Source organism: Marinobacter sp. ES-1, from assembly GCF_000475255.1.
GTDB classification, from domain to species: Bacteria; Pseudomonadota; Gammaproteobacteria; order Pseudomonadales; family Oleiphilaceae; genus Marinobacter; species Marinobacter vinifirmus.
On sequence record NZ_AXBV01000024.1, the window covers coordinates 1 to 25,603 of the forward strand.

General features: G+C 59.1%; 23 protein-coding genes and 3 pseudogenes. 15 read left to right on the plus strand and 11 right to left on the minus strand.

Annotated features, from left to right (window positions below):
- Nucleotides 1-596, plus strand: a 596-nt coding sequence (locus tag Q668_RS01640; RefSeq protein WP_022987842.1) for a group II intron maturase-specific domain-containing protein, incomplete at its 5' end; no start/stop codon positions are given.
- Between the two features lie 75 nt (nucleotides 597-671).
- Here the strand turns inward: Q668_RS01640 and Q668_RS01645 are convergent.
- Both Q668_RS01645 and Q668_RS16730 read right to left on the minus strand, forming a co-directional pair.
- Entirely contained in the window at nucleotides 672-1,385 is a 714-nt protein-coding gene (locus Q668_RS01645) for a Crp/Fnr family transcriptional regulator (RefSeq protein ID WP_036218882.1), read from the minus strand.
- Between the two features lie 337 nt (nucleotides 1,386-1,722).
- A pseudogene (locus Q668_RS16730) lies at nucleotides 1,723-2,028 on the minus strand (cytochrome D1 domain-containing protein); the annotation flags it as partial.
- Nucleotides 2,029-2,222: 194 nt separating this feature from the next.
- Here Q668_RS16730 and Q668_RS01655 point away from each other — a divergent pair.
- Nucleotides 2,223-3,140: an AEC family transporter gene (locus Q668_RS01655; RefSeq protein ID WP_022987845.1), complete on the plus strand. Its 918-nt coding sequence runs from the start codon at nucleotides 2,223-2,225 to the stop codon at nucleotides 3,138-3,140.
- A gap of 9 nt (nucleotides 3,141-3,149) precedes the next feature.
- Here the strand turns inward: Q668_RS01655 and Q668_RS01660 are convergent, their stop codons facing one another.
- Both Q668_RS01660 and Q668_RS01665 read right to left on the minus strand, forming a co-directional pair.
- Nucleotides 3,150-4,055, minus strand: coding sequence for a cation diffusion facilitator family transporter (locus Q668_RS01660; RefSeq protein ID WP_022987846.1), 906 nt, complete (start codon nucleotides 4,053-4,055; stop codon nucleotides 3,150-3,152).
- A 37-nt stretch (nucleotides 4,056-4,092) separates the two neighbouring features.
- Nucleotides 4,093-4,989: a cation transporter gene (locus Q668_RS01665; RefSeq protein WP_022987847.1), complete on the minus strand. Its 897-nt coding sequence runs from the start codon at nucleotides 4,987-4,989 to the stop codon at nucleotides 4,093-4,095.
- A gap of 91 nt (nucleotides 4,990-5,080) precedes the next feature.
- Here Q668_RS01665 and Q668_RS01670 point away from each other — a divergent pair, with 91 nt between their 5' ends.
- A complete protein-coding gene (locus Q668_RS01670; RefSeq protein ID WP_022987848.1) occupies nucleotides 5,081-5,431 on the plus strand; it encodes a DUF3147 family protein in 351 nt (116 codons plus the stop codon).
- 150 nt (nucleotides 5,432-5,581) lie between these two features.
- Nucleotides 5,582-6,091 carry a hypothetical protein gene (locus Q668_RS01675; RefSeq protein WP_052009654.1) on the plus strand — a complete coding sequence of 170 codons (510 nt, stop codon included), beginning with the start codon at nucleotides 5,582-5,584 and terminating at the stop codon, nucleotides 6,089-6,091.
- Nucleotides 6,092-6,127: 36 nt separating this feature from the next.
- On the opposite strand, the gene Q668_RS01680 is transcribed toward Q668_RS01675, so the two are convergent.
- Entirely contained in the window at nucleotides 6,128-7,039 is a 912-nt protein-coding gene (locus tag Q668_RS01680; protein ID WP_022987850.1) for an FAD-binding domain-containing protein, read from the minus strand.
- Nucleotides 7,036-7,179: a DUF2256 domain-containing protein gene (locus tag Q668_RS01685; protein WP_081697541.1), complete on the minus strand. Its 144-nt coding sequence runs from the start codon at nucleotides 7,177-7,179 to the stop codon at nucleotides 7,036-7,038. The genes Q668_RS01680 and Q668_RS01685 overlap by 4 nt, the downstream gene beginning before the upstream one ends.
- 73 nt (nucleotides 7,180-7,252) lie before the next feature.
- Here Q668_RS01685 and Q668_RS01690 point away from each other — a divergent pair, with 73 nt between their 5' ends.
- The gene (locus Q668_RS01690; protein WP_022987852.1) at nucleotides 7,253-8,941 is read left to right on the plus strand and encodes an HAD family hydrolase; all 1,689 of its coding nucleotides are present in this window, start codon (nucleotides 7,253-7,255) and stop codon (nucleotides 8,939-8,941) included.
- On the opposite strand, the gene Q668_RS01695 is transcribed toward Q668_RS01690, so the two are convergent.
- Nucleotides 8,938-10,182 (minus strand): substrate-binding periplasmic protein, encoded by a 1,245-nt coding sequence (locus Q668_RS01695; RefSeq protein WP_022987853.1) that lies wholly within the window; start codon nucleotides 10,180-10,182, stop codon nucleotides 8,938-8,940. The genes Q668_RS01690 and Q668_RS01695 overlap by 4 nt on opposite strands.
- Before the next feature lie 286 nt (nucleotides 10,183-10,468).
- Nucleotides 10,469-10,675, minus strand: a pseudogene (locus tag Q668_RS17720) (cryptochrome/photolyase family protein); the annotation flags it as partial.
- Nucleotides 10,676-10,852: 177 nt separating this feature from the next.
- Here Q668_RS17720 and hemN point away from each other — a divergent pair.
- The 7 genes from hemN to Q668_RS01730 all read left to right on the plus strand — a co-directional run bounded on the left by hemN (nucleotide 10,853) and on the right by Q668_RS01730 (nucleotide 17,921).
- A complete protein-coding gene (gene hemN, locus Q668_RS01705; protein WP_022987855.1) occupies nucleotides 10,853-12,262 on the plus strand; it encodes an oxygen-independent coproporphyrinogen III oxidase in 1,410 nt (469 codons plus the stop codon).
- Between the two features lie 323 nt (nucleotides 12,263-12,585).
- Complete coding sequence (locus Q668_RS01710) at nucleotides 12,586-14,265, plus strand: sodium:solute symporter family protein (RefSeq protein WP_022987856.1); 1,680 nt, start codon at nucleotides 12,586-12,588, stop codon at nucleotides 14,263-14,265.
- Nucleotides 14,262-14,396 (plus strand): putative transporter small subunit, encoded by a 135-nt coding sequence (locus tag Q668_RS17370; RefSeq protein ID WP_022987857.1) that lies wholly within the window; start codon nucleotides 14,262-14,264, stop codon nucleotides 14,394-14,396. The genes Q668_RS01710 and Q668_RS17370 overlap by 4 nt, the downstream gene beginning before the upstream one ends.
- Before the next feature lie 76 nt (nucleotides 14,397-14,472).
- Nucleotides 14,473-15,468: a ubiquinone anaerobic biosynthesis protein UbiU gene (ubiU, locus tag Q668_RS01715; RefSeq protein ID WP_022987858.1), complete on the plus strand. Its 996-nt coding sequence runs from the start codon at nucleotides 14,473-14,475 to the stop codon at nucleotides 15,466-15,468.
- Between the two features lie 13 nt (nucleotides 15,469-15,481).
- A complete protein-coding gene (locus Q668_RS01720) occupies nucleotides 15,482-16,375 on the plus strand; it encodes a U32 family peptidase (RefSeq protein ID WP_022987859.1) in 894 nt (297 codons plus the stop codon).
- An 82-nt stretch (nucleotides 16,376-16,457) separates the two neighbouring features.
- Nucleotides 16,458-16,661 (plus strand): DUF2892 domain-containing protein, encoded by a 204-nt coding sequence (locus Q668_RS01725; protein WP_022987860.1) that lies wholly within the window; start codon nucleotides 16,458-16,460, stop codon nucleotides 16,659-16,661.
- Nucleotides 16,662-16,742: 81 nt separating this feature from the next.
- Entirely contained in the window at nucleotides 16,743-17,921 is a 1,179-nt protein-coding gene (locus tag Q668_RS01730; protein WP_022987861.1) for an alpha-hydroxy acid oxidase, read from the plus strand.
- A 7-nt stretch (nucleotides 17,922-17,928) separates the two neighbouring features.
- Here Q668_RS01730 and ubiT read toward each other — a convergent pair whose 3' ends face one another.
- The 3 genes and pseudogenes from ubiT to Q668_RS17725 form a co-directional block, all read right to left on the minus strand.
- A complete protein-coding gene (ubiT, locus tag Q668_RS01735; protein WP_022987862.1) occupies nucleotides 17,929-18,426 on the minus strand; it encodes a ubiquinone anaerobic biosynthesis accessory factor UbiT in 498 nt (165 codons plus the stop codon).
- A gap of 68 nt (nucleotides 18,427-18,494) precedes the next feature.
- Nucleotides 18,495-19,154 (minus strand): two-component system response regulator NarL, encoded by a 660-nt coding sequence (gene narL / locus Q668_RS01740; RefSeq protein ID WP_022987863.1) that lies wholly within the window; start codon nucleotides 19,152-19,154, stop codon nucleotides 18,495-18,497.
- A 29-nt stretch (nucleotides 19,155-19,183) separates the two neighbouring features.
- A pseudogene (locus Q668_RS17725) lies at nucleotides 19,184-21,040 on the minus strand (histidine kinase).
- A 189-nt stretch (nucleotides 21,041-21,229) separates the two neighbouring features.
- Here Q668_RS17725 and Q668_RS01750 point away from each other — a divergent pair.
- From Q668_RS01750 to nosR, 3 genes are all read left to right on the plus strand, one after another.
- The gene (locus tag Q668_RS01750; RefSeq protein ID WP_022987866.1) at nucleotides 21,230-22,483 is read left to right on the plus strand and encodes an MFS transporter; all 1,254 of its coding nucleotides are present in this window, start codon (nucleotides 21,230-21,232) and stop codon (nucleotides 22,481-22,483) included.
- A gap of 119 nt (nucleotides 22,484-22,602) precedes the next feature.
- On the plus strand, nucleotides 22,603-23,352 hold the full coding sequence (locus tag Q668_RS01755; protein ID WP_022987867.1) for a Crp/Fnr family transcriptional regulator: 750 nt from the start codon (nucleotides 22,603-22,605) through the stop codon (nucleotides 23,350-23,352).
- Between the two features lie 84 nt (nucleotides 23,353-23,436).
- A complete protein-coding gene (nosR, locus tag Q668_RS01760) occupies nucleotides 23,437-25,602 on the plus strand; it encodes a transcriptional regulator NosR (RefSeq protein ID WP_022987868.1) in 2,166 nt (721 codons plus the stop codon).
- The last annotated feature ends 1 nt before the right edge of the window (nucleotide 25,603 follow it).

Here is a 25,603-nt window from a genome sequence, read left to right on the forward strand (position 1 = left end):
ACGACATCCTGATCCTGTGCGCTTCACGGGCTGGGGCGAGCAATGCGTTACGGGTGGCCCAAAGCTACCTGGAAGGGGAGCTGAAGCTGACGGTGAACGCCACCAAGACCCACATCGCCCACAGCGATGAGGGGGTGAAGTTCCTGGGCGTGGTGATTCACACGAACCACACCCGCATCCAGGCCAAGAAGGTGGTGAAACTCAAGCAGAAGCTGAAAGCGCTGACAAGGCGAAACCGGGGCATTGGGCTTGCGGCGATCATCCGCGAGCTGAACCCTGTGCTGCGGGGCTTTGTCAGCTACTTCCGGGTAGCCAACTGCGCGCGGGTGCTGAAGCAGGTAATGAGTTGGTTAAGACGGCGACTGCGCTGCATCCAACTCAAGCAGTGGAAGAAGCCGGGCCGGCTGCATCGGAGGCTGAAACAACTGGGCTACAAACCCCCGTTCCGGCACATCCGGATGCAAAGCTGGCGCAATGCGGCATCTCCACTGGCCAGTCTGGCTCTACCCAACACCTACCTGCAAAATGACCTGAAGTTGATGGATCTTGCGAAGGTCAAAACCGGCATCACTGTCCCCGAGTTCGGGGTAAGTTAATGGCATGAGCCGTATACGTGGCCCGTATGTACGGTTCTGTGAGAGGGATGAGGCGGTAACGCCTCACCCTACTCGCTATGCCCGCCTGCCGGCTTTCGTACTGGCAGCCTTTAACCGTGAATAAGTGGCGGGCACCACACCGAGCCATGACGCCAGCTGATTGTCCGGCACCCGCTTGACCAGCTCCGGGTACTCATCCAGTAGCAGTTGGTAGCGCTCGTTCGCCGGCATGGTGTGTTTGCGGTATTCCCGCATGCTGGTCAGCTCCGCAATCTCCTCGGTCAGCACCAGTGCGAACTTATGCCAAAGCCCGTCGCCATGGTTCTGGATGGCCGAACGGAACGCGCTGAAATCCGCCACCCAGACTGTGGCCGGCAATACGCTGGTCAGGCACAGGGTATTACGCACCGTTCTGCTGCGCCCGAATACCGGCCAGATCAGGTCGCCTTCGGTAAAGAAATGATGAATCGCGACCTTGCCAGCCGGCGATTCCCGAAATAACCGCAGTACGCCGTACTGGATCAGGTACACATTAGCCCAGGGCCGGTCGTGCTTTTCCAGCGGGGTTTCGGCGTCAATGCGACACTGATGAAACAGGCGGGCGATATCGCCGAGGAAAAGGGCCTCAGGGCTGTTCTGCTGTTCATTCAGGCAAATGCCGAAGGCACGGCTCAGGCCATTCAGCAGGGCGACCTCGGTGGGTGTCGTGTCGTGATGAATAATGTCCGGGTGGTCGTCACCCAGCAGGCAGGGCGCGGATGCCATTGGTGGTCGGAAACTGCTGTTCATAACATAACCTTCGCTGCATTGGCGTAGGTCAATTATGCTACCAAAAAACATACATCCGAAATGACTTATATGATTAAAGATATTTGACGTAATCGATAACGATTACTCGGTGCCGGAAAGCGGCTTGTGGGGGGATGCCTCCTGAAACTGTGCGGAGCCATGGATGGCGGAGCCCAAGCGCCATAGGGATGTGCCGCAAGGAGCGTGTTTCAGGAGGCATCCCCCCACAAGCTGCGTCTGCTCCAATGATGCAGGCTGCGTCTTGTTGGGTTAGCGTAAAGTGCCACAGTCGGCTCAGTGACTGCTCCCTTCCTCGTAATTGATCTTGTTCCAGACATAATGCCGCGATGAAGCTGCCTCTGGGTGGTGCGGTATACACGGCGCTCACCCGGGAGCTTTCGCCGGCATCGTTCTCAACCGGAATGAAATCCAGCATTTCCAGGTTGGCAGCGTCGAACAGCACCATGGAATGGGGCAGGTAGTTGGCGGCCAGCACGTAGTTGCCATCGGCAGACACGGCAATGTTACGCATGTTGATGCCGGCGCGAACCTCAGCCACGACTTTCAGGTTGTAGATGTCGTACTTGGTAATCCAGCCATCCCGGGAGCCGAAGTACACGTAGCGGCCGTCTGGGCTGTACTTATTGGTCTCTCTCCTTGGTTGTTTTAAATACCTGACTGCCCCACTAGGATATCAAGATGCATTCCTAATGCTGTTGATGATTATTAAAGAACGCCCGGTGTTTCACTATTGCGCCGGGGAGTTACCTCCAGATGGGTAGGTGATAGACTGCGCCGCCATCCTGTCTGTAAACAATCTGCCCATCTGGAGTGTCGATGGCCGCTGCACTTGCCCTTTTCTTCAAGCTGATCCCGCTTTACGTCACGGTTGGGCTAGGCTGGATTGCCGGCCGTTACCTGGAGGCCAGCGGCCGGCACATTGCCGGCATCATGCTCTACATCGTCACGCCGTCTGTGGTGTTTTCCGGTGTCATGGCGGCGCCGCTGTCGCCGGAAGTCATCCTGTTGCCGTTCCTGGTGTTTGGAATTTCCTCGTTACTGGGCATTGTTCAGCTGAAGCTGGCGAGGAAAGTCCTTACCGATGGCAGTGCCAACATCATCCCCCTGTGCGTGGGTTCCGGTAATACCGGGTACTTCGGGGTGCCGGTGGCGCTGCTGCTGTTCGGAGAAGAAGGGCTGGGGCTCTATATCGTGTGCATGTTGGGCACCACGCTGTTCGAGAACTCGGTGGGCTTCTACCTGGCGGCCCGGGGCCGATACAGTATCCAGGATGCGCTCTGGCGGGTGCTCAAACTGCCTTCGGTGTACGCTTTCCTGGCGGCCGTGGCCCTGAACCTGGCGGGGGTGGGCATTCCGGACATCTTCGTGCCGCTGTTCGACAACCTGCGCGGCGCCTACAGCATTCTGGGCATGATGATTATCGGCATGAGCATTACCAGCTTCTGGGGGCTGGCGGGTAACGTCCGGTTCACGGCGCTGGCGTTTTTCGGCAAGTTTGTGGTCTGGCCGCTGGTGGCGATCCTGTTCTGGTGGGTCGATTCCACGATTCTGGGCGTCTACGAGCCGGCTGTGCACCAGGCCATGTTCCTGATTTCCATCACGCCGATCGCGGCCAATACGGTGGTAATTGCAACCTTACTGGATACTTCGCCCAAGCAGGCCGCGGGCACGGTTCTGCTGACGACGCTGTTCGGCCTGGCGTTTATCCCGGTGATGATCTCTCTGGCGCTCTAGGGCATCCGTTCAGTGGGTTGTCCCGTTCGGGCAAGGGGCGCCTCCCCGTTCCCACTGAATGGTGGTGTGATGGATGTTGAAGTCGGCCGCCAGCATGGATGACGCCTGGTGGATGGCCTCGTCATCGCCTTCCGGGTCCGGCTTGACCAGATGAACGGTCAGCGCATTTTCGGTCGTGCTCAGGGCCCAGATGTGGAGGTGGTGGGCCGACTGCACGCCTGGCAAGCGTTCGAGGTGCTTGCGGACCGTGGCGGGGTCGATACCCTTGGGTACGGCGTCGACCGCCAGGTTGACGGATTCTTTCAGCAGCTGCCAGGTGCCCAGGAAGATAACCACGGCAATAACCAGACTGATGACCGGATCGATCCAGTGGAGATTGGTGAACATCAGCACTGTGCCAGAGATCACCACGCCCACCGACACTGCCGTGTCGGCGGCCATGTGCAGGAACGCCCCGCGAATGTTGAGATCCCCTTTCTGCCCTTTGAGAAACAGCAGCATGGTGATGCCGTTGATCAGGACGCCGATCCCGGCAACGATAACCACAATCAGGCCTGCGACCTCAGCAGGATTGCTCAGGCGTTGCAGCGCCTCCCAGGTAATTCCACCGACCGCCGCAATGAGTATCAGGGCGTTGAACAGGGCTGCCAGAATGGTGGTTTTCTTCAAACCGTAAGTTTTGCTGTATGACGCAGCCTTGCTGGCCAGCCAGCTGGCAACCCAGGCCAGGATCAATCCCATGACATCACTGAGGTTGTGGCCAGCATCGGCGATGAGCGCCAGAGAACCGGACAGCACGCCATAGGTCGCTTCAATAACTACGAACAGGGTGTTGAGGATGATCGCGATTGCAAAGGCGCGATTATGGGTGTCGAAGTGATGGCTGTGATCGTGGCCGTGGTCGTGACTGTGCATTCTTACCTCTATGGCAACATTTGTTTGGGCTGGTAATTCAGCCTTTCAGGGCCAGAATACGCCGGGCGCCGTTGAGAACAATCAGGCCGACGATGGTACCGATAACCAGATCCGGATAGTTGGAACCGGTCCAGGCAACCAGTGCCCCGGCAACGATAATGCCCAGATTGATCACCACATCGTTGGCTGAAAATATGTAGCTGGCCTTCATGTGGGCGCCGCCTTCCCGGTGTCTGGAAATTAACAACAAGCAGGCGGTATTGGCGATCAGAGCCAGAAAGGCAATGGCCATCATCAGCATGGACTCTGGTTCACTGCCAAACACAAATCGCCGGCCGACTTCGATCAGCACGCCGAGTGCCAGAACAAGCTGCAGAACACCCGCTATGTGAGCGGCGCGAACCTGCATTTTTACCCCATGCCCCACCGCATAAAGTGCCAGTCCATACACGGCCGCATCGGCAAACATGTCCAGAGAATCGGCAACCAGGCCGGCTGATTGGGCCATCAGGCCCATGACCATCTCAAACACGAACATCAGGCCGTTAATGGCCAGCAGTATCCACAGTGTGCCGGCCTCCTGTTGCGGGTTTGCTCCAGAGGTGGAGGCCCCCTGAAGGGCCTCTGCACTTGCCTTGCGGGTACCCTGGAGTTCCGCACCCAGCCCCAAAGTGGCCAGCTTTTCGGTAATTGGCTCGGCTTGTCCGTTATGCAAAACTTCAAGCTTACGGCCTGGCAAATCGAATGACAGCCCCTGAACAGCGCCTAATCCCCCAAGTGCCATGCGGATCATTCGTTCTTCAGATGGACAGTCCATTTTTGGAATGCGGTAGCGGCTCAACCATTCACCCGTGGCGGTGGGGATATCGGACTGGGGTATTTCTTCTGCAGCAGATTTTTTGCCGCTACAGTCGTTTTTGCAGGACTCCGTCATTCACAGCTCCGGTTCATCAATGTGATGGTGCTATTAGAAAACCTGTTAGTTACTGTAAGGTCAAGACTCTTTATTGCGAAGGGGAAAACGAATGGCATGGCTGATCACCAAATACGCCATCACCGCCGCACTGGTGGTGCTGATTTCTGAAGTGGCAAAACGCAGCGATAAGCTCGGTGCGTTGATTGCGGCGCTGCCGACCGTCACAGTGTTGGCGATGGTCTGGATGTACCTGGAACATCAGTCAGGCGAAAAGATTGCCAACCACGCCTGGTACACCTTCTGGTACGTACTGCCCACCTTGCCCATGTTTCTGGTGTTCCCCTTCCTGCTGACGCGGTTAGGATTTTGGCCATCATTGGCGGGCAGTGCGGTACTCACCGTGGTGTGTTTCGGGGGGCTTGCACTGGTCATGAAGCGTTTCGGTGTCGGTCTGATGTAAGGCTCGGCGTCTGATCAGTGTGCGCCAGGATGACTTGCATCAAATCACGCGCGTTCGGATGTCTTTGGTTAACGAGGTTTCAGGTTTAATTCAGTTTTATGGTGTTTACTGTAAGGGATGTCGATCATCATCGATGCAAAGGAGGATCTTATGAACCGCTTTACACGTTTAATCGCCTGCTCTGTTCTCGTTTCGGCTCCACTGCTGGTTTTTGCCCAGGGGAATGCCGGTCAGATGCCCCGTGGTGGCATGATGAACCAGGAGCAGATGCAGCAAATGAATCAAAACATGGCACAAATGCAGGCCATGAGGCAGGAAATGCGCAATGCGAAGTCGGATGAAGAGCGCCAGCGTATTCGCGAAAAGCATATGGAATACATGCAGCAGCATATGCAGATGATGCGTGGCGGCATGAGAGGCCAAGGCCCGGGTCAGGGAATGATGGGGCAGCGTCAGGGGCAGGGTCAGATGGGAAGTGGCCAGGGTGGAATGGGTAATCAGTCCCGGAAGCAGTCTGCCAATGCCGGCGGTGCCCAGGCAGGTAGTTCCGGCATGGACGCTGATCAGCGCCTGGAGATGATGGAGCAGCGCATGGATCAGATGCAGCTGATGATGGAACAGATGCTGGAGAACCAGGCGCAGAGCCAGAGAGGGCGGTAAACAAACTTGGAGTTTGTTGTTTTTCCGTTGAGTGATTTAATCAAATAAAGACAGCTGGTTGTCCTGTGTCTGCTTGGCTGCCGCTTTCGGCCGTGTTTGGTGCGGCCCCTTGCGGCTGCCGTGGCGGTCCAGCACCCGGCCAGTCTCTTCCCGGCTTATGTGTTGTTTTCGGAAGTCGCCCACCGCCTTGCGCGCTGCCCGGGCCGCCTGTTCATGGTCGCACACCGGGGCAATGTAGGTGTTGCCGCCGAACTTCGCTTTCTGGGTAGGCGTCATCAACCAGGGAGTATGGATCATTTCCCGGGGTACCCCGGCCAGCTCGGGAATCCAGCGCCGGATAAATTCGCCGTTCGGGTCCAGCTTCTGGCTTTGCAGCACCGGATTATAGATGCGCAGGGCATTGATGCCGGTCAGGCCGGATTGCATCTGGGCCTGGGAATAGTGAATGCCCGGCTCGAAATCGGTGAACAGTCGCGCCAGTTGCAGGGCCGGATCACGCCAGTGCAGCCAGAGTTGATAGCTGGCTACGGCCATCAGCATCGCCCGCATCCGGAAGTTGAGCCAGCCGGTGTGCTGCAGGCTGCGCATGCAGGCATCCACCAAAGGCCAACCGGTTTGCCCTTGCTGCCAGCGCTGTAGCCGTTCGGAATTGTTCGGCCCGGTTTTCATGCCCTCCAGTTCCCGGTGCATGGCGCGGAACTCCAGCTCCGGCTCGTCTTCAAGTTTCTGGAATATAAACACTGGAGGCGGGAGCGGAAGCTGCTCAGGCTTTTCTGTTTCCGGGGCAGGGTATTCCGATGATTGCCGGCCGCTGGTGTCTGGCTGCTGCCAGTATTCGTCTTCAATGACGTACAACGGAATCACCGGTTCAGCCAGAGTCGCGGCAGCCACCAGCGGGGCGTGATCGCGGGTGCGTAGATCCCGCTTGAACCAGACCACTGTGGTCATGGCTGCGTGCTCCGGGCGCGGCGGCAGCGTTCGCTGCAATAGCGAACATTGTCCCAGTCTTTTGCCCACTTCTTGCGCCAGGTGAAGGGGCGCTGGCAGACCGGGCAGGTTTTTTCGGGCAGGTGTGGTTTTTTGTGCATCCGGGGTTTTTGGTTTTTACTGAGGGTATGGGTTTTGATGGATATACGTGACTGAAACGGCAAAGGTTTTCTTATGACCAAACTGAACGAAGGACTGCAGCCCCCATCGGTCCTGATCTTCGACTGGCACGGTACGCTGGTGGACACCCACGATGCCATGTTCAGTGCCATGGAGGAGATGCTGCCCCAGCTTGAAGAGCTGGGTTTGGTAGAGCAGCTCTTGCCGGAAGACCAGTGCCGCACCGAAGACGACGCCCGGCTGGTACGCTACATCCGCATTTTCCGTCGCCTGCACCCGCGCATTCTGGCGGAACGCCGGGTGTCCCGCACGGATATCTTCAACGCCATCTTCGGCGACAACAAGGCGGCCAAGTTGCAGGCGCACAAAGCCTACAACAACGCCTATCGAAAGTATTTTGGCCAGGTTAAGCCGTTCCAGCCCGGCGCCTACGAGTACCTGTCGGCCCTCAAGGCCATGGGCATCAAGCTGGCGGTGTCCACTAACCGTAACCGGGAGTTCCTGGACAAAGAACTGGATATGGTGGACGAAGGCCGCTGGCATAACCTGTTTGACGCCACCGTGTGTGCCGATGATGTCACCGAATACAAACCGGACCCGCAAGTGATCCTGAAGGTGCTGGAGCAACTGGGGCTGCCGGCAGACCAGAAGGCCTGGTACATCGGCGACAGCTATGTGGATATGCTCACCGCCCACCATGCGGGCGTGTCTGGCGTGTTTTACAACGGCGCTTGCTGGGAGCCGGAACGTATCGACAGCTGGTTCACCAGGCGGGATACACCGGCCGCCGTTCTGGACAGCTTTGAAGACCTGATGGACTTGATGGCGCTGCTGGAGCGGGAGCAACCGGATGCGTTCAGCGCCAGCCCGGCAGAAGTGCGCCCGAAGCCTTTCCCGGCACCGGAGCGGCCGGAGCCCCGGATCGAGCCGGACTGGCACCCGGCGGTAGTGAAGCTGATTCGCCCGGCGGTGATCCTGTTCGACTGGCACGCCACGCTGGTGGATACCCTCGATGCCATGTACCACGCCGTGGACGACATGTTGCCGGACTTCCACAAGCTGGGACTGATGGACCGGATGGTAGCGCCGGAAGACAGCAAGACCCCGGAAGATGCCCGGCTGGTGGCGTACGTGCGCGAATTTGCCAAGCTACACCCGAAAGTGAAGGCAGACCGGAAAATCTCTCGCACGGATATTTTTGAAGTGCTGTTCGGCGACGACCAGGACGCCAAGCAGATTGCCCACAAGGCCTTCAACCATCATTACCGCAACCACTACGGCACGGTGAAAGCGTTCGAGCCCCGGGTGCGGGATGTGCTGGAGGGCCTGCACCGGCTGGGGATACAGGTGGGGGTGATTACCAACCGGGACCGGGAGTTCTTCGAACACGAACTGGCTGCGGTGGAAGACACCGGCTGGACCCACCTGTTTGAGGTGGATGTGTGCGGAGACGACACCCCCTTGCGCAAGCCGCACCCGGACCAGCTGTTACTGGCAGTACAGAAGCTGGATTACCCGCCGGACCCCAGCGTCTGGTACGTGGGAGACTCCACCACGGATGTGATTGCGGCCAAGCGGGCAGGGATGACGGCGGTATTCTTTAACGGCGCCCAATGGGACTTGCCCTGGCTGAACCGGATTTTTCCGGGCACCCACAAACACCCGGATAAACCGGATGTGGTGGTGAATGATTTCTCGGAGTTCTGGGCTCTGGTGCTGGCCTGTGAGGTAGGTCCGCCTTAATCGCTGGCGCCTTTCAGGGCTTCTTCGATAGCAAGCCCGATCGACAGTACGCCTTCCACGCCGTTGTTCGGCTCGTCCAGCGGCAGGGGAAAGCTGACGATCACCTGGAACCGGCTGGTGGATGCATCGTAGCGAATCGGGGATGCCCAGAAGTCTTGCTTGCGGGTTAAGCCCTGGCTGGTTTCTTCTACCAGGTCCTGGAACTTTGCTTCATCCCCCTGCCAGTAATCGGAGGACAGTTGGCTCATGGCTGACAGGGCACCCTGGCTGTCGATCAACAGAATCTCGGTAACCAGAGGACTGTGCTCCGATTGCCAGTGTGCCAGGGCCCGGGAGGCTGGCAGTTCCAGAATCTGGCGGGCCAGGGGTGTCATGCTGGCCGGGGCCAGTGCCTGCCAGACGGTGTCCTGGGTGAGGATGTCGGTAACGGTGTTGTAGTGGCTGCCCTGGTGCAGGGCTCTTTGCAGGTCTACCTCGCCTGCCAGGCTGCGGGCCAGTTCTCCGGCTATCCTGGTTACCTGCTGGTGCTCCTCGCCGGATAATTGTGTCTGGGAACCCATGCAGGCGGGCAGGCTGAGGTTAAACCGGTTCATGAAATCCGGGTGCCGGGTGACAAATTGCGGGTTCAGGTACAGGTGTAACGGGGCGTAGCGCAGAAAGGTGTGCTGAATACCCTGATGCAGCTCCGGCTGCTTTTCCCGCAGCCCGGACATCACTCGCTCGTCCAGCAGGGCCAGGTCGATGCGTTTTCGTTTCAGCAATGCCGGCAACTGGCTGGCGCTGCCCACAGCAACAAAGGCTTCGAGCCCTTGCTGCCTCAGCCAGAGTTCTTCATTGCTGCCACCCACCACGCCAATGCGGGCGTTTTCGGGTACCGGTTGCTCGCCGGTATAAAACCAGTGCCATTTCTCCAGGGCAACCGGGTGGCTTGCCCAGGCGCTCTGGTCCAGCTCCGGTGAGCGGTCGACTGCAAAGTAGCCGTCCACCAGGTTGCGCTTCAGCGAATACAGGGCGCGGTTCTGGGGGACCAGTCTGATCTGGGTATGGGCTCCGGCCTGTTCCATGGCGCAGCGTATGGTGTCTGCGGTTTCCCCGGCAACCTCCGGGCCATTGGGTGTCTCATTGGCGTATTGGTAGGGCGGGGAATGAAAGGTGTAGAGGGTGTAAACCCGATGGTCCGCTGCCGCCTGGGCGGCAGCCACAGCCAGAAACAATCCGATTGTCAGAGACCGAATCTGCATAGTTTGGCGAGCATCCCTGTGACCAATTTGTTAAAAGTGCCAGAAGCATAGCAGTGATAGCGCAATATTTCTGCTGGCAGCCGGGCCCGGTTCACAGGTTTTCGATGTCCTTTAACAGCTCTTCGGCCCAGGCCAGAATCGCTTGCCGGCGTTCCGGGGCTTGTTTGTCCCAGTTCCGGTACATCATGGTCATGCGTGGATTGTTGGCAAAATCCTGTCGGTGCCGGTCAATGAAGTGCCAGTACAGGCTGTTGAACGGGCAGGCCTTATCGCCGGTGGTGTCCTGCACCCGCCAGCCTTCGCGTTCCAGTTCCTGGGCAAAGTGCCGCATGGCGCTGAATATGAAGACCAGCTTCTTCGTGTGGTGGTTGGTGTAGCTGGCTTCGCTGTGAACTTCGGCCATCACGATCAGGTCGTTTTCCTTGTCTGCGCCATCCAGGGCAGAGAGTCGGGGGCTGAGCTGATCGCCCAGAATCAGGATGAGATTGGCCATGTCGGGCTCCGGCTGAGTTTATCCTTTAGAGGTAGGCAGAATACGCCATGGGCGCAAGGGTGGTTCATTGGTTAAGCTGATACACTCAGCTGATTCGCATCAAATCGTGACAGCCGCCGGTCAGGCATAATGCGCGCTTTCCGGCATGCCAATCCTATTCGACGTTAGAGTTTTACTATGGCTTCTGATACTGCTGCAGCAAACAACCTGCCCGCTTTTATCTGGGACGAGGCGCTCATCCGCCGATATGATCTGAGTGGCCCCCGCTACACGTCTTACCCCACGGCGGTGGAGTTCACCCCGAGCTATTCCATTGAAGACATGGTTAAAGCGGCAGGCCGCAGCAAGGCCTCCGGCGGGCCAATCTCGCTCTACACCCACCTGCCGTTCTGTGCGCACCTGTGCTACTACTGTGCCTGCAACAAGGTAATCACCAAGAAGCGCGACAAGGCCATGCCTTACGTGGAGCGGGTACTGAAAGAAGCGGCCATCCAGTCGAAACTGTTCGGTGCCGACCGGCCCGTCCAACAGCTGCACTGGGGCGGTGGCACACCCACCTTCCTGCCCCGGGATGTGATGCAGCACCTGATGGCTGGTTACGGTGAGTTGTTTAACCTGCAGTCCGGCGATGAGCGGGACTACAGCGTGGAAATCGACCCCCGCGAAGTGGACGAAGATACCCTGTCGACCCTGTGGGAGCTGGGCTTCAACCGCATCAGCCTGGGCGTGCAGGATGTGAACCCGGAAGTGCAGAAAGCGGTAAACCGCATCCAGCCCCGGGAGATGACCGAAGCAGTGCTGAACGAAGCCCGCCGTATCGGTTTCCGCTCCATCAACCTGGACCTGATCTACGGCCTGCCGCACCAGACTCCGGAAAGCTTTGCCGAAACCCTGGAGTCGGTGATCGAGATGTCTCCGGACCGCCTCTCGGTGTTCAGCTACGCGCACCTGCCGGATCGCTTCTACCCGCAAACCCGGATCCAGGCGGATACCCTGCCGAGCCCACAGCAGAAGCTGACCATTCTGCACAACACCATCAACCGTTTACTGGAAGCCGGCTACGAATACATCGGTATGGACCACTTCGCCAAGCCGGACGACAGCCTGGCGGTGGCCCAGCGCGAAGGCCGCCTGCACCGGAACTTCCAGGGTTACACCACCCACTCCGATTGCGACCTGGTGTCTCTGGGTGTGTCTGCTATCGGCCAGACCGACGATGCCTACTTCCAGAACAACCACGACCTGCCGTCGTGGGAAGCGTCCGTCGATGCCGGCCAGCTGGCCATCATCCGTGGCGTAGGCCTGACCCGCGACGACCGCATCCGCCGCTGGGTGATCGGTCAGCTGATCTGCCAGTTCCGGCTCGATCGCAAGCAGTTCGCCGATAAGTGGAACGAAGATTTCGACCGCTACTTCGCGGATGAAATGAGTCGCCTGAAGCCGATGATCCAGGACGAGCTGATTGCGGATTCCGGTTCCGTGCTGCAGGTTCAGCCGGCCGGGCGGCTGCTGATCCGGGCCATTTGCCAGATTTTCGACCTGTACCGTAAAGAGGGCGCCAGCCAGCGGTTCTCACGGATTATCTGATCGTACACTAATATTCTGTCCTCTAAAGACTGGACTAGGGGGTGCCAAATGCGTATGGTTTGGCGCTCCCTCCTCCGGGCTGTTTCTATTTGTGGTGAAGAGGACAGAAAATACCATGACATCTAAAGACTTTCGTGGCCTGCTGGCCCATCTGAGCTTCCCTTAGCAAGTCTGACCTCCGGGCGCCCCTGCCCACCTTTCGTTGCCCCGCTGCAACACCTCCGCGTGTGCGGACTTTCCAGACGAATGGCTCCACCCTGGCGAGCAACCAGTGCGTTGCAGACGGCCGGTGGGTTTCTGTCGTTTTGAACAGAGGTTGAGATTTGAACGAGAACGGATTTACCCAATTTTCGGCAATCACCGTATTGTTACTGCTTGCCGCCTTCTACGGCGGTACCTACCTACTGACCTTGCTGATTCGCAAGGAAAAAGAAGATACCTCCGGCTTTATGGTAGCCGGCCACCATGTCGGTTTCGGTATGGGCGCGGCCAGTATGACCGCCACCTGGATCTGGGCTGCGTCTTTCTACGCGGCAGCTACCTCCGGGTACACCTACGGGGTGTCCGGGCCGGTCCATTATGGCCTCTGGGGCGCGCTGATGATCCTGTTCATCTACCCCTTCGGCCGCCGGTTCCGCAAGCTGGCCCCCAACGGCCATACCCTGGGTGAGCTTATCCACGCCCGTCATGGTTCTTCCAGCCAGCTGATCCTGGCCGGGTCCAACGTGCTGGGCAGCATTATCAGCCTGATGGTCAACTTCACGGCCGCCGGTGCGCTGGTGTCGGTGCTGTCGCCGTTGTCGTTCGAAACCGGTGTGATTGTGGCCGGTGTGGGCGTGTTGGCCTACACGCTGACGTCCGGTTTCCGGGCCTCGGTGTTTACCGACTTTGCCCAGCTGGTGGCGCTGATGGCGATTGCCATCATTATCATTCCGGCCGTGCTGTTTTCTGCCGGCGGCCCCAGTGTGATGGTAGAGGGCTTGAGTAAGATGACCGACGAACAGGCCAGCCTGTTCTCGGTGGAAGCCATTATGAACCAGGGTGCACCCTTCTTTGTGGCGGTTCTGGCCTATGCCATCGGTAACCAAACCATTTCCCAGCGGCTTTTTGCAGTACGCGAGAACAACATCAAATCCACCTTCGTAACCGCCACCGTAGGCTACGGCGCCATTGTGATCGGCCTAGGCATGATTGGCCTGATGGCGCTGTCGGTAGGCGTCGAACCCATCGACGGCAAGATGAACAACCTGATTCCGCAGATGGTGTCTACCTACCTGTCGCCCTTCTTTGTGGCGCTGTTCTTTATCCTGGTGATCGGCTCGCTGTCATCCACGGCGGATTCTGACCTGTCTGCACTGTCCACCATCATGATGGCGGATGTGTACGGCAAGAACATCGCCAAGGACAACCCAAACCCGAAAGTGATGATGCTGGTTGGCCGAATCACCATGATTGTGGCTACCGTGGCGGGGCTGATCTTTGCCAGCTTCTCGCTGGATATCCTGGTGATGCTGGTGTTCGTCGGCGCACTCTGGGGTGCCATCGTGTTCCCGGTGATCGTCAGTTGCTACTGGGACAGGGTCACCAATTCCGCCTTCACCTGGTCGGTGGTGGTGGCCATGGCACTGTTCTGCATTGCCCGGTTTGAGCTGCTGGAAATGACCGGTATGACTGTGCTGGCCTTTGAAGTATTGGCTTCTGTCGGCGGGGCCGTGGTAATCGGCATGATGGTGTTCGGTTTCTTTGGCCGCGCGGCAGGACTGGTTGCCGGTGCCATAACACTGGTGGCCATGCTGATGTTCGCCACCGGGTTCCTGAGGGACTACATGGTGTTGGTAGCCTCACTGACGGCCTACGGTGCCAGTGCCGTGGTGTGTACCGCCATGACCCTGCTCAGCAAGGAAGAACGCTTTGACTTCGACCTGATCAAGAAACGGGTTGGTGACTATGACGACGCCGACAGTGAAGACACTGCCGGCCTGATTCCGGAGGGTGCGAAATGACAAACGAACTGGTTTACGGTGCTTATATCCTGGTGTGGCCGGCCATCACCCTGGTGGTGCTGGGCGTGATCTGCGGCGCGGTAGCCCGGGATGTCCGCCGGGCCCGCAACAACGATGATGACCTGATCTGACCCCGGTCTGACAATGGTCAATGCGCCGGCAGGCCCGGGGCAGTAGGTTAGCTCCTTCACCACGTGGAGGAGTGTAATGGAACTTGTCTGCCCTGCCGGTAGCCTGCCGGCCCTGAAAACCGCTGTGGACAATGGTGCCGATGCGGTTTACTTCGGTTTCCGCGACAGCACCAACGCCCGCCAGTTTGCCGGCCTGAATTTCAACGAGAAACGCGCCGGGGAGGGCATCGAATACGCCCACTCCAAAGGCAGCCGGGTGTTCTGCGCCATCAACACCTATCCGCAGCCAGACGGCTGGGAGCACTGGAAAGGTGCGGTAGACCGGGCTGCATCCATCGGCGTGGATGCCATCATCCTGGCCGATATGGGCCTGCTGGACTACGCCGCCAACAAATACCCGCACATCCCCCGCCACCTGTCGGTACAGGGCTCGGCCACCAGCCACGAGGCCCTCTCGTTCTACAAAGACAACTTCGATATCCGCCGCGCCGTATTACCCCGCGTATTGTCGCTGGACCAGGTACGGGGTGTCGCTAAACACAGCCCTGTTGAACTGGAAGTGTTTGCCTTTGGCAGCCTGTGCATCATGGCGGAAGGCCGTTGTTATCTGTCGTCCTATCTCACTGATGAATCCCCCAACACCCGTGGTGCCTGCTCTCCGGCCAAGGCCGTGCGCTGGCAGGAAACCCCGCAGGGGCTGGAGTCGCGCCTGAACGATGTGCTGATCGACCGCTACGGCCCCGGTGAAAACGCAGGTTATCCCACCCTTTGCAAAGGCCGCTTTGAAGTGGAAGGCAGTGTGTACCACGCCATTGAAGAACCGGTCAGCCTGAACACCATGGATATCCTGCCGGAGCTGCAGGAACTGGGCATCAGCGCGGTGAAAATCGAAGGCCGGCAACGCAGCCCCGCCTACATTGCCGACGTGGCACGCACCTGGCGCCAGGCGCTGGAAGGGCTGGCGGCGCACCCGGGCATGTTCACGGTAGAGGATGCCTGGCGTAACACCCTCTCCGGCCTTTCCGAAGGTGGCCTGACCACCATCGGCGCCTACCATCGCAAGTGGAAATAAGGTTGTATCCATCATGATGAAGCTATCCCTGGGCCCGATTCTCTGGTTCTGGTCCAAGCAAAGCGTGTTTGATTTCTACGCCAAGGCGGCCGAGTGGCCGGTGGATACCATCTACCTTGGCGAAGTAGTGTGCTCCCGCCGCCGGGAACTGAAACCTGATGACTGGCTGGACCTGGCCCGGGATTTGAAAGCCTGTGGCAAGAATGTTGTGCTCTCCACCCTTACACTGATCGAATCGGAAGCGGACCTGCGCCGTCTGCGCCGGTTTTGTGAACAGGATGAATTCCTGGTGGAAGCGAACGACCAGAGTGCCCTGCAGGTGGCTGTCCGCAACAAGATTCCGTTCATCACCGGCCCGTCCATGAACATCTACAACGTGGCTACCCTGAAAATCCTGGCCAGGCAGGGCTTGCAGGGCTGGAACTTGCCGGTGGAATTGGGAAAGGAAACCCTGGAGCAGTTAATCAGCGAGCTGAAGGCTGAAGGGCTGGACTTGCCTGCCGAAGTGTTCTCCTGGGGCTTCCTGCCGCTGGCCTGGTCGTCCCGCTGCTTTACCGCCCGCCATTACAACCTGCCCAAGGACAACTGCGAGTTCCGTTGCCTGGAGCATCCGGATGGCATGGAACTGCGCTCCCGGGAAAGCCAGGAGTTGTTTCGCATTAACGGCATCTCCACGCTATCCGGTTCCCGCTATGACCTGATGCGGGAGCTACCGGATATGGAGCGCATGGGGGTGAGCACCGTGCGCCTGAGTCCGGAACATCAGGGCATGGACGAGGTGGTCAAACGTTTTGATCAGGTCCGCCGGGGGCAAGTGCCGGCCGCCGACCCGCTGCAGCTGGTAGAGGCACCACCCTGCAACGGGTATTGGTATGGCAAGCCGGGGATGGACCTGGTGGGTGCCTGAGGGGCTGGCGGCAATTTGTCGCAGTCTTCACGGGCCCGGTCTGGTTAGACTAGGCTGAATATTCAGCTTCTGGAGGTTTGCCATGACAATCAACGAAGGACTCCGCCTGATGGCAGGCGTGTTCACCCTGATTTCCATCCTGCTTGCCCACTACGTAAGCCCTTACTGGCTGCTGTTCACCGGCTTTATTGCCTTGAACCTGATTCAGTCATCGTTCACCAAGTGGTGCCCGGCTATGATGATCCTCAAGAAAATGGGGTTGAAGGAGGAAAAGCCGGTTAACTGACTGGTTGTTTCGGCAGGCTTGCGCTCGCGAACGCGGTTATAGAGAATTCCGTAGCAAACACAATAAAAACAGGAGTTTTCCATGCTGGCTCCGGCCTCCGTTGATGATTACCGGCTGCTTGCAAGGCGCCGTTTACCCCGCATGCTGTTCGATTACCTGGATGGCGGCGCCTTTTCTGAATCCACCCAGCGCGCAAACCGTGAGGCCTTTGGCCAATGGCATTTCCGGCAGCGGGTCATGCAGGATGTTTCGGTGGTGGATACCTCCTCCACATTACTGGGACAGCCGGTGTCATTGCCGCTGGGCCTGGCGCCCATGGGGCTGGCCGGTATGCTGGCGACCCGGGGCGAAACCCAGGCTGCCCGGGCCGCGGGCCAGTCAGGAATACCTTTCTGCCTGAGTACGGTGTCTATCTGTTCTGTTGAGGAAGTGGCCGAGGCTGCGCCGGAGACAGACCGCTGGTTCCAGCTTTATGTCCTGAAGGACCGAAACTTCTCCGCAGACCTGCTGCGCCGGGCCTGGCAGGCCGGTTATCGGGTGCTGGTGTTTACCGTCGACCTGGCCCGCTTGGGGCTGAGATACCGGGATGTCCGTAACGGTATGAACGGAGGCCTGTCTGCCGTTGGCAAGCTGCGCAAGGCAGCGGACCTGTTTGGCCATCCGCGCTGGCTGTCCCGTGTTGCTCTTGGCGGCAAGCCGCTGACCTTCGGAAACCTGGCCAGTGTGGTGCCTTCCGGGCGGAAGCCTGAGGACTTCAAGGCCTGGGTTGAAAGCCAGTTTGATCCTTCCGTTACCTGGAAAGACCTGGACTGGGTGCGGGAAAACTGGCCGGGCAAGCTGGTGATCAAAGGCGTGATGGAGCCGGAGGACGCCCGCTCGGCGGTGGCAGTCGGGGCCGACGCCATTGTGGTATCAAATCATGGTGGTCGTCAGCTGGACGGCGCGCCGGCTTCGCTGAGCGCGTTACCGGCCATGGTGGGTGCAGTGGCCGGGGAATGTCGGGTGCTGGTGGATGGTGGTGTCCAGACCGGGCAGGACCTGGTTCGGGCTCTGTGCCTGGGGGCTAATGGATGCCTGATGGGGCGCCCCTGGGGCTATGCCCTGGCCGCCGGTGGTCAGGCGGCTGTTGAAAGCTTGCTGGCCAATATCCGTTATGAAACCGAGCTGACACTTTCGCTGATGGGCAAAACGGCGCTTGATCAGTTGTCCCGGTCAGACCTTTTGTCGCTGGACGAGCTGCGGGCGCTTAGCCACGCCTGAGCTTTGTTCAGGACTTGGTGAAGAGCAGTTTCCGTGGGCTGAAATCCCATTCCAGGCTGTCCAGCAGGTTTTTCAGGGCCAGCCCCAGTTCGGTGTCGCCTTCAATCACCAGGCGGCGCTGGAAAAACAGCTGGTCCGGGTCCTGCTTGCGCTCGGCGAGGGTTTTGAACGCGGCCAGGGAGCCACGAATGGTGGCTTCGCCCGGGCCGTCGACAATGCGCAAACGCCCGGCCCAGAAACCGAAGGTTATCCCGGGGTGGCCGCCGTTTACTTCCAGCCGGATTCGCCGGCCCTCGAAGTCATCAAATTCCCCCTCGGCCATGGCCTCGGCAAATAGCCGGTTAAGCGGAGCTTCCGCGACCAGCTGTTTGAAAGGCATGGGGATTGACCGTTCAATGGTGCCCAGAGCCGGTGCCGGCGAGGGCAGGAACTCTTTCAGCACTGCCAGGGATTGATCCATCAAGGGGCTGTGCAGGGCAGTAATGGGGGGTAGTGAAAAGGCCATGGTTTACTCCGGGCGGTCAGAAACCCGCCCAGAGTAAAGCAAAAAAACCGGGGGTGATTTGATATAACTCAGCCCTTGTGCAGGCCTTCTTCCACAGCCCACACGGCAACCTCTACCCGGGAGCGCAGGCTCAGTTTCTTGAGCAGGTGTTTTACGTGGACTTTCACTGTGCCGTCGCTGATGTCGAGTTTGCGGCCGATCATCTTGTTGGACAGGCCTTCGGCGATCAGTTTCAGGATGTCCTTTTCGCGTGGGGTCAGGCTGTCGAAATCCGGGCGCGAGGCCTGTTGCGGCTTGTTGGAGCGCAGGGCTTCGGCCAGCAGGGTGGTCAGCCGGTCGCTGATCACCATTTTGCCAACGGCTGCCTGGTGCAGCTGGGCGATCATGTCGTCCGGTTCCATGTCCTTGAGCAGATAGCCATCAGCGCCGGCGCGCAGGGCGGCAACCACGTCGTCTTCCTGGTCTGAAACGGTGAACATGATAATGCGGGAGCTGATGTTCTGGGCCCTGAGCCTTTTCAGGGCTTCAATGCCGTCCATCTCCGGCATGTTCAGGTCCATCAGGATCAGGTCGGGCTCTGTCTCGGTCGCCATCCGGATGCCGTCGGCGGCGTTGCTGGCTTCGCCGACAACTTCCATATCCTGTTCCATGCTGATCAATTGCTTGATGCCCTGGCGCAGCAAGGGATGATCGTCTATCAGCAGGATACTTGCGGGTGTTTCAGACATATTCTTTCTCGTTTAAGGCATTTGTCGGTTCAGGCGGTTGATGACTGCACGGCAATCAGGTTCCGGCTTTTGGGAACGAATGTTAACTCAACTTCCACGCCGCCTTCCTCCCGGTTTTTCACTTCTACGGTTCCGCCCAGAGTCCTGGCCCGGTCCTGCATGATCACCATGCCGTAGTGGTTCACGGGTTGTCCGCCTCCGGGCAGGCCTTTGCCGTTATCCCTGATACGGGCACAGACTCTGGGAGATTCAAATGCGACCTCTACAGCAATGTCGGTGGCATCGGCATGCTTGACGGCATTGGCCAGGCCTTCCCGGATAATCTGCAGGGTGTGGATCTCTTCGTTGGGCGACAGGGTCTGGGGCGGCAGGTTGTACTCCAGTGCCACCGGCCGGCCCAGCCGTTCAGAGAACTCATCGATGGTTATGCTCAGGGCACTGGCCAGATCCGGTGTATCCAGTTTCAGGCGGAAGGTGGCCAGCAGTTCCCGCAACTGGCGGTAGGCACTGTTCAGGCCGGTGCTGAGTTCGTCCAGGATCTCGCTGTGCAGTTTTTCCTGGTCACCACTGATATTGAGCCGGCGCAGCCGTGTTACCTGCATTTTCAGGTAGGACAGGGACTGGGCCAGGGAGTCGTGCAGTTCCCGGGCGATGACGGTGCGCTCCTCAGCCAGGGTTTGTTGCTGCTCTTCGGTAATCTGGCGTTCCAGGAATATGGCCGTGGCCAGCTGGTCGGTCATGGTTTCCAGCAGTCGGCGGGACATGTCCGGCAGGCCCTTGTCTGCGGGGTACCAGACTTCCAGTGTACCCAGCAATTGGCCCGGAGTGCGGATAGGCAGCAACAGGCGACGGCCGTCGTTGCCTTCCAGTGGCAGGCCGTCGTACACCTAGGGTGTGACCAGGCACGCGTTGCAGTGGTGGTCCCGGCAGTAGAACGGGCGCTTGCTGGTGGCGGTGGTTACCGCCTCGATGGGTTCTGGTGAGCCTTTTTCATGCAGGTACAGGCGGATAGGGCCGATGCCCAGAAGCCGCTCCAGCTCCTGCAGGATTGGAATGGCACCGCTGCACAGGTCGTGGTTGGCGAACAGGCCGCGGCTGGCAACGTGCATGGCCTGGAGGGCGGAGTGGCTGATTTCCAGTTCTTCGGTTTTCCGCTGTACCCGGCTTTCAAGTTCGTAGTAGGTCAGGGCCAGTTCGCTGGTCATCTGGTCAAAGGCCTGGCCCAGCCGGGCCAGTTCGTCGTCGCCTTTCAGGTTGGCCTTGTGGGAGAAGTCCTGCACACCTACGGCAGTGGCAATGTGGATCAGTTTGCGCAGCGGGCGGAGTACCCGGTTTTTCAGGTCCAGGAACAGTGCCATCACAATCAGGATGGAAAAAATCATGCTGATGATCTGGATCAGCAGCAGCAGGTCGATACGGGCTTCCGTGCGTTGCTCCAGCATGGAAACCAGCAGGTCGACTTCGCTGGTGTACTGCTCGATGGACGCCACGATAGCGGGGGTCAGCGGTGTGCCGGCCTCATGCTGCTCGATTTCCGGCTTCAGCCGGGTCAGCCACAACTGCTTGACCTTCTGGTACTGCAGAGCCAGCGGGTGGTCGGTGCTGCGTGGTATGGAGCGCACAATGGCGGAGGTTTCCAGCCGGTTCTGGTAACTGGCTGTCTGGGCTTCGATACTGGCATCGCCGTTGGTCAGGTCTGTAGTGGCGGAGCGGGCTGCAAGCTGGAATGCTGCCATACGCAGGGCGCCGGCCTGGTTGATGGCGGTCGCATTGCCCTCGATGCTGCTGGAAATGCCGAGGGTAGTGGCCATGCTGACAATAGCGGTCAGGACAATAGCGCCGATCGCAACGGCCAGTCGGTTTACCAGCGGGCTTCTGGAAGTCATTCGTAGCAGGTGTTCCGGATAATGGTCATATAAAAGGCAGCTTCGGGCGGATTATGGCTGAAAGCCGCTACTCGGGATACCTCTTTGAGGATAGTCAATTACCCCGATAGTTGGTAACCCATCATAGCTTTTGACCTTGCGCTACGTAAAAGCCGAGACTGAGGATTGGTTTTTTTGCAGGGTGAATAAATGCACGCGCTTCCGGAACAGGACGACGAAGAACTGGCCTCGCTGGCGGTGGTATTGCCGTTGGCACTGGCAGGCTTCGTAGTGGCTGCCGGCTGCTGGACGCTGTTTGCGGTGGCGGGCGTGCATGTGAAGGCCCAGCTGGCGCTGTCCAGTGTCCAGTTCGGAGTGCTGCTGGCGGCGCCGATGGCGGTCAGCGCCCTGCTGGCCATTCCGGCGGGCCTGTGTGCCAGGCGTTTCGGTGCCCGGGCGGTCATGCTGTTTTGCCTTACCGGCCTGGCATTGTGTATGGCGCTTCTGCTGGTGGCCAACAGTTACCCCGCACACCTGATTGTGGCCGCGGGCCTTGGGTTGGCGGGCGGTTTTTACAGTGCCGGCCTGCATTATGTGACCAGCCATTGCCGGCAAAGGCTGGGGCTGGTTCTCGGAATTTTTGGCGCCGGGGTTACCGGTGCGGCCTTCAACTATTACCTGGTTCCGCTGTTCCACGAAGCATACTCCTGGCAGGGGGTGCCCCTTGCCTACCTGACCGTGCTGCTGCTGGTGATTGCGTTGGTGCTACTACTCACGGACGCACGCCAGTACGGCGCCGGGGAGGGTGCTCGTTCCACGGGCCGGCCAGTATCCGAGCTGTTGCGTAACGGGCGCTCGCTCCCGCTGTGCCTGTATTTCGGCGTGGTGGCCGGCAGCTTTTTTGCCCTTGCCCTCTGGTTGCCGGATTTTCTCTCTGCCCAGTTCGGCTTGCAGCTGGGGGCAGGTGCCCGCATGGCCCAGTGGTTCGTTATTCCCGGCGCGCTGGCCCAGATTGCCGGCGGTGCACTGTCAGACCGGCTGGGCAGCACCCCGGTGACCGCCCTGGCGCTGATTGCCAGCCTGGTCGCCCTGTTTGTGTTGTCCTACCCGCCCATGACCCTGCACATCCGCGGCGTGGAAGGGGATATTGTGGTCAACTTCGCGTTGCCGGTCATCCTGGAGCGGGGGCTGGTAATCCTGCTGGGGGTGGCCCTGGGCTGCGCCATGGGCAGTTTGCAGCGGGAGGTCATACTGGCCAACCGGGCCGAAGCGTCGCTGTTTGCCGGCCTGTTACTGGTGAGCGCTTGCTCCGTGGCCTTCCTGCTGCCTGTGGCCTTTGGTGCCATCAACCAGTGGCTGGGCATCCGCACGGCGGTTTTCATGCTGTTGTTCGGTCTTTTAGGGCTTTGCCTGCTGATGTTTGCGGTAGGCGCCCGCCATCGTGTTTATCAATATTTGAGTTAGATCAAATGTCAGGCGGTAATTGCCCGGATACCCCCATCGGGGGAGGGAATTCGGCGTGTCTACCCTCTACTATTAAAACAATGATTTTGTATGCATGAAAATGCACAGGGGATACACCGATGGCCATGATGCAAGTTGCAGACAACCGATACTCCAAGCCCGTACTGGTAGCCGTAAACCAGACCCTGAGCGAACAGGACGGCCTTGATGCGCTCCGTAACCACACCTTGTTCCGCACTCTGCGAGACGAAGATCTCGACGGGCTGATCCAGCAGTCCCGCCGGCTTCGCCTGGGCCATCACCAGCTGCTGTATCGCCAGGATATGCCGGCTCACCATTTTTTCTTTGTCATCTCCGGCCGGCTGCGGCTGTACCGCCTGGACTCCTCCGGCATCGATCGCACCCTGGACAGCCTTGCGCCCGGTGACTGCTTTGCCGAGGTGATGATCTATGCAGACCCGCCCAAGTACGCTTGCTATGCCGAAGCGCTGAAATCCAGCGAAGTGCTGATGATCCCGGTGAAGGCCTACCAGGATTTGCTCACTCAGCACCCGGAATACGCACAGGCTGCGCTGCGCCACTATGCCCAGCGTGCGGTAACCCGGTTCCATGACCTGGAAATCATGACGGTACAGAGCGCCCGTGACCGCCTGGTGCGCTATCTCATCGATCTGCTGCCGGAGGGAGCTCGCAGTGGTGGAGAAGTGGAATTGCCGTTGCCCAAGTGCCTGGTAGCCTCCCGCCTTGCCATGCAGCCGGAAACCTTCTCGCGGATTCTGGCCGACCTGAAATCCAGCGGGCTGGTGAGGGTTAATCGCAGCCACCTGTTCATCGCCGACCCCCAGCGGTTGATGGATCTCAGTCTCTGATTCCGGTTGAGGCCTTCGGGCCTCTATACCCATAGAGGTATTTGATTTACCAGGAATCTCGTCCACCCTTGTAGTCATTCAAACATGTTTGGGGAATTCTTTGTGATTGCTGTCACCCGGATTGCTTTGTCTTTTTTGCTGTTGTTTCTGGCCAGCGCCGTTTCTGCTCAACCCCTCTCTGAATACGACCCCCTGGCCGGGCGCCAGGTGATCGAGAGAGCCATTCCCGAGGTGACTGATTTCAGCCCGGTTGAGGGTAACCGGGCCGTCCAGGAACTTTATGCCGGGGAAGAGCTGGTGGGCTATGCCTATCAGACCATCGATTTTGTCCAGACTCCGGCCTATTCCGGCAAGCCCCTGAACGCCATGGTGGTGCTGGATACCGAAGGGGTGATCAAAGGCTCCAAGGTTATCCACCACGACGAACCGATCCTGCTGATCGGTATTCCCGAGCAAAAAATGCATGACTTCACCGACCAGTACGCCGGGCTGAAAGCAGACCAGAGGGTAACGGTAGGTGGCAAGTCATCCGAGCGCCGTGTGGCGGTAGATGGCCTGTCCGGTGCCACGGTGACCGTGATGGTGATCAATGAAGTGATCATGCGCACCGCCCACCGCGTAGGTGGCGAACTGGGCCTGATCGAAGTGAATGCAGGCAGCAAGCGCCCGCCGGTGGCGGAAGTAGACACCGAATCGTTCCAGGACAAGACCTGGGACGAATTGACCGGTGACGGCTCCGTTCGCCGCCTGCTGCTGACCCGCGGTACCGTGGACGACGCCTTTATCGGCGGCCCCGCTGAAGGCGTGGAAGCTGCCGCTCCGGATGAGCGGGACGACGCGCTGATCGACCTGTACGTCACCTACCTGAATGCCCCCACCATCGGCCGCAACCTGCTGGGCGAGAGCGAGTACCAGTGGCTGATGTCCGAGCTGGAAGAGGGTGAGCATGCCATCGCGGTGATGGCCAACGGTGAGTACTCCTTCAAAGGTTCCGGCTACGTTCGTGGCGGTATCTTTGACCGGGTGCAGATTCGCCAGTTTGGTGACACCTTCAACTTCCGGGATCTCGACTTTTACCGTCTCAGCGATGTCTATGCCGAGGGCATGCCTGACTTTTCCGAGATGGCCATTTTTATTGCCCGGCAGCAGTACAAGTTTGACCCGGGTACTCCCTGGTCCCTGGAGCTGACGGTCAAGCGCCAGACCGGCCCGCTGGACAGCGAATTCGCGGTATTCCCGCTGGAATACCAGCTGCCGGACCAGTATTACACCCGTGCCGAGCCGCTTCTGACCGAAGAGGAATGGCTGGAAGAACAACCTCTGTGGGTGCAGGTGTGGTACCAAAAAGAGTTCCAGCTGATGGTGCTGGGTGCCGGTATTCTGGTGCTGCTGTTCATCCTGTTCTTCCAGGACTGGCTGGTACAGAAGCCGAAGATGATGCGCTGGATCCGTCACGGCTTCCTGGTTTACACCCTGTTCTTCATCGGTTGGTACGCGCTGGGGCAGTTGTCTATCGTGAACGTGCTGACCTTCGTGAACAGTTTGATCAGCGGCTTTACCTGGGAAACCTTCCTGATCGACCCGATGCTGTTCATCCTCTGGTCTGTGGTTGCCGGCATCGTGCTGCTCTGGGGCCGTGCGGTGTACTGCGGCTGGCTGTGCCCGTTCGGCGCCCTGCAGGAGCTGATCAACGAAATTGCCCGCAAACTGAAAGTGCCCCAGTACACCGTGCCTTTTGTCTGGCATGAGCGGCTGTGGGCGATCAAGTACATCATCCTGCTGGTGCTGTTCGGTGTGTCCCTGGAGTCCATGGCCACCGCTGAGCAGATGGCCGAGGTGGAGCCGTTCAAAACCGCTATCACCCTGCATTTCGACCGCAGCTGGCCGTTTGTGACCTACGCCGTGCTGCTGCTGGTGGTGAATATCTTCACCCGCAAGGTGTACTGCCGCTATCTGTGCCCGCTGGGTGCCGCGCTGGCGCTGCCCACCAAGCTGCGTGTGTTCGACTGGCTCAAGCGCCGCAAGGAGTGCGGTAACCCTTGCCGGCTGTGTGACCACGAGTGTGAAGTACAGGCGATCCACCCGGATGGCACCATCAACTACATGGAATGCCACTACTGCCTGGATTGCCAGATGACCTATTTCGATGACCACAAGTGCCCGCCACTGATTGTTAAGCGCCGTGGCAAGCGCCGTGGTCAGAACGCACCCGGCCGCCCGGAAGAAATCCCGGTGGTACAGGTGAGCTGAG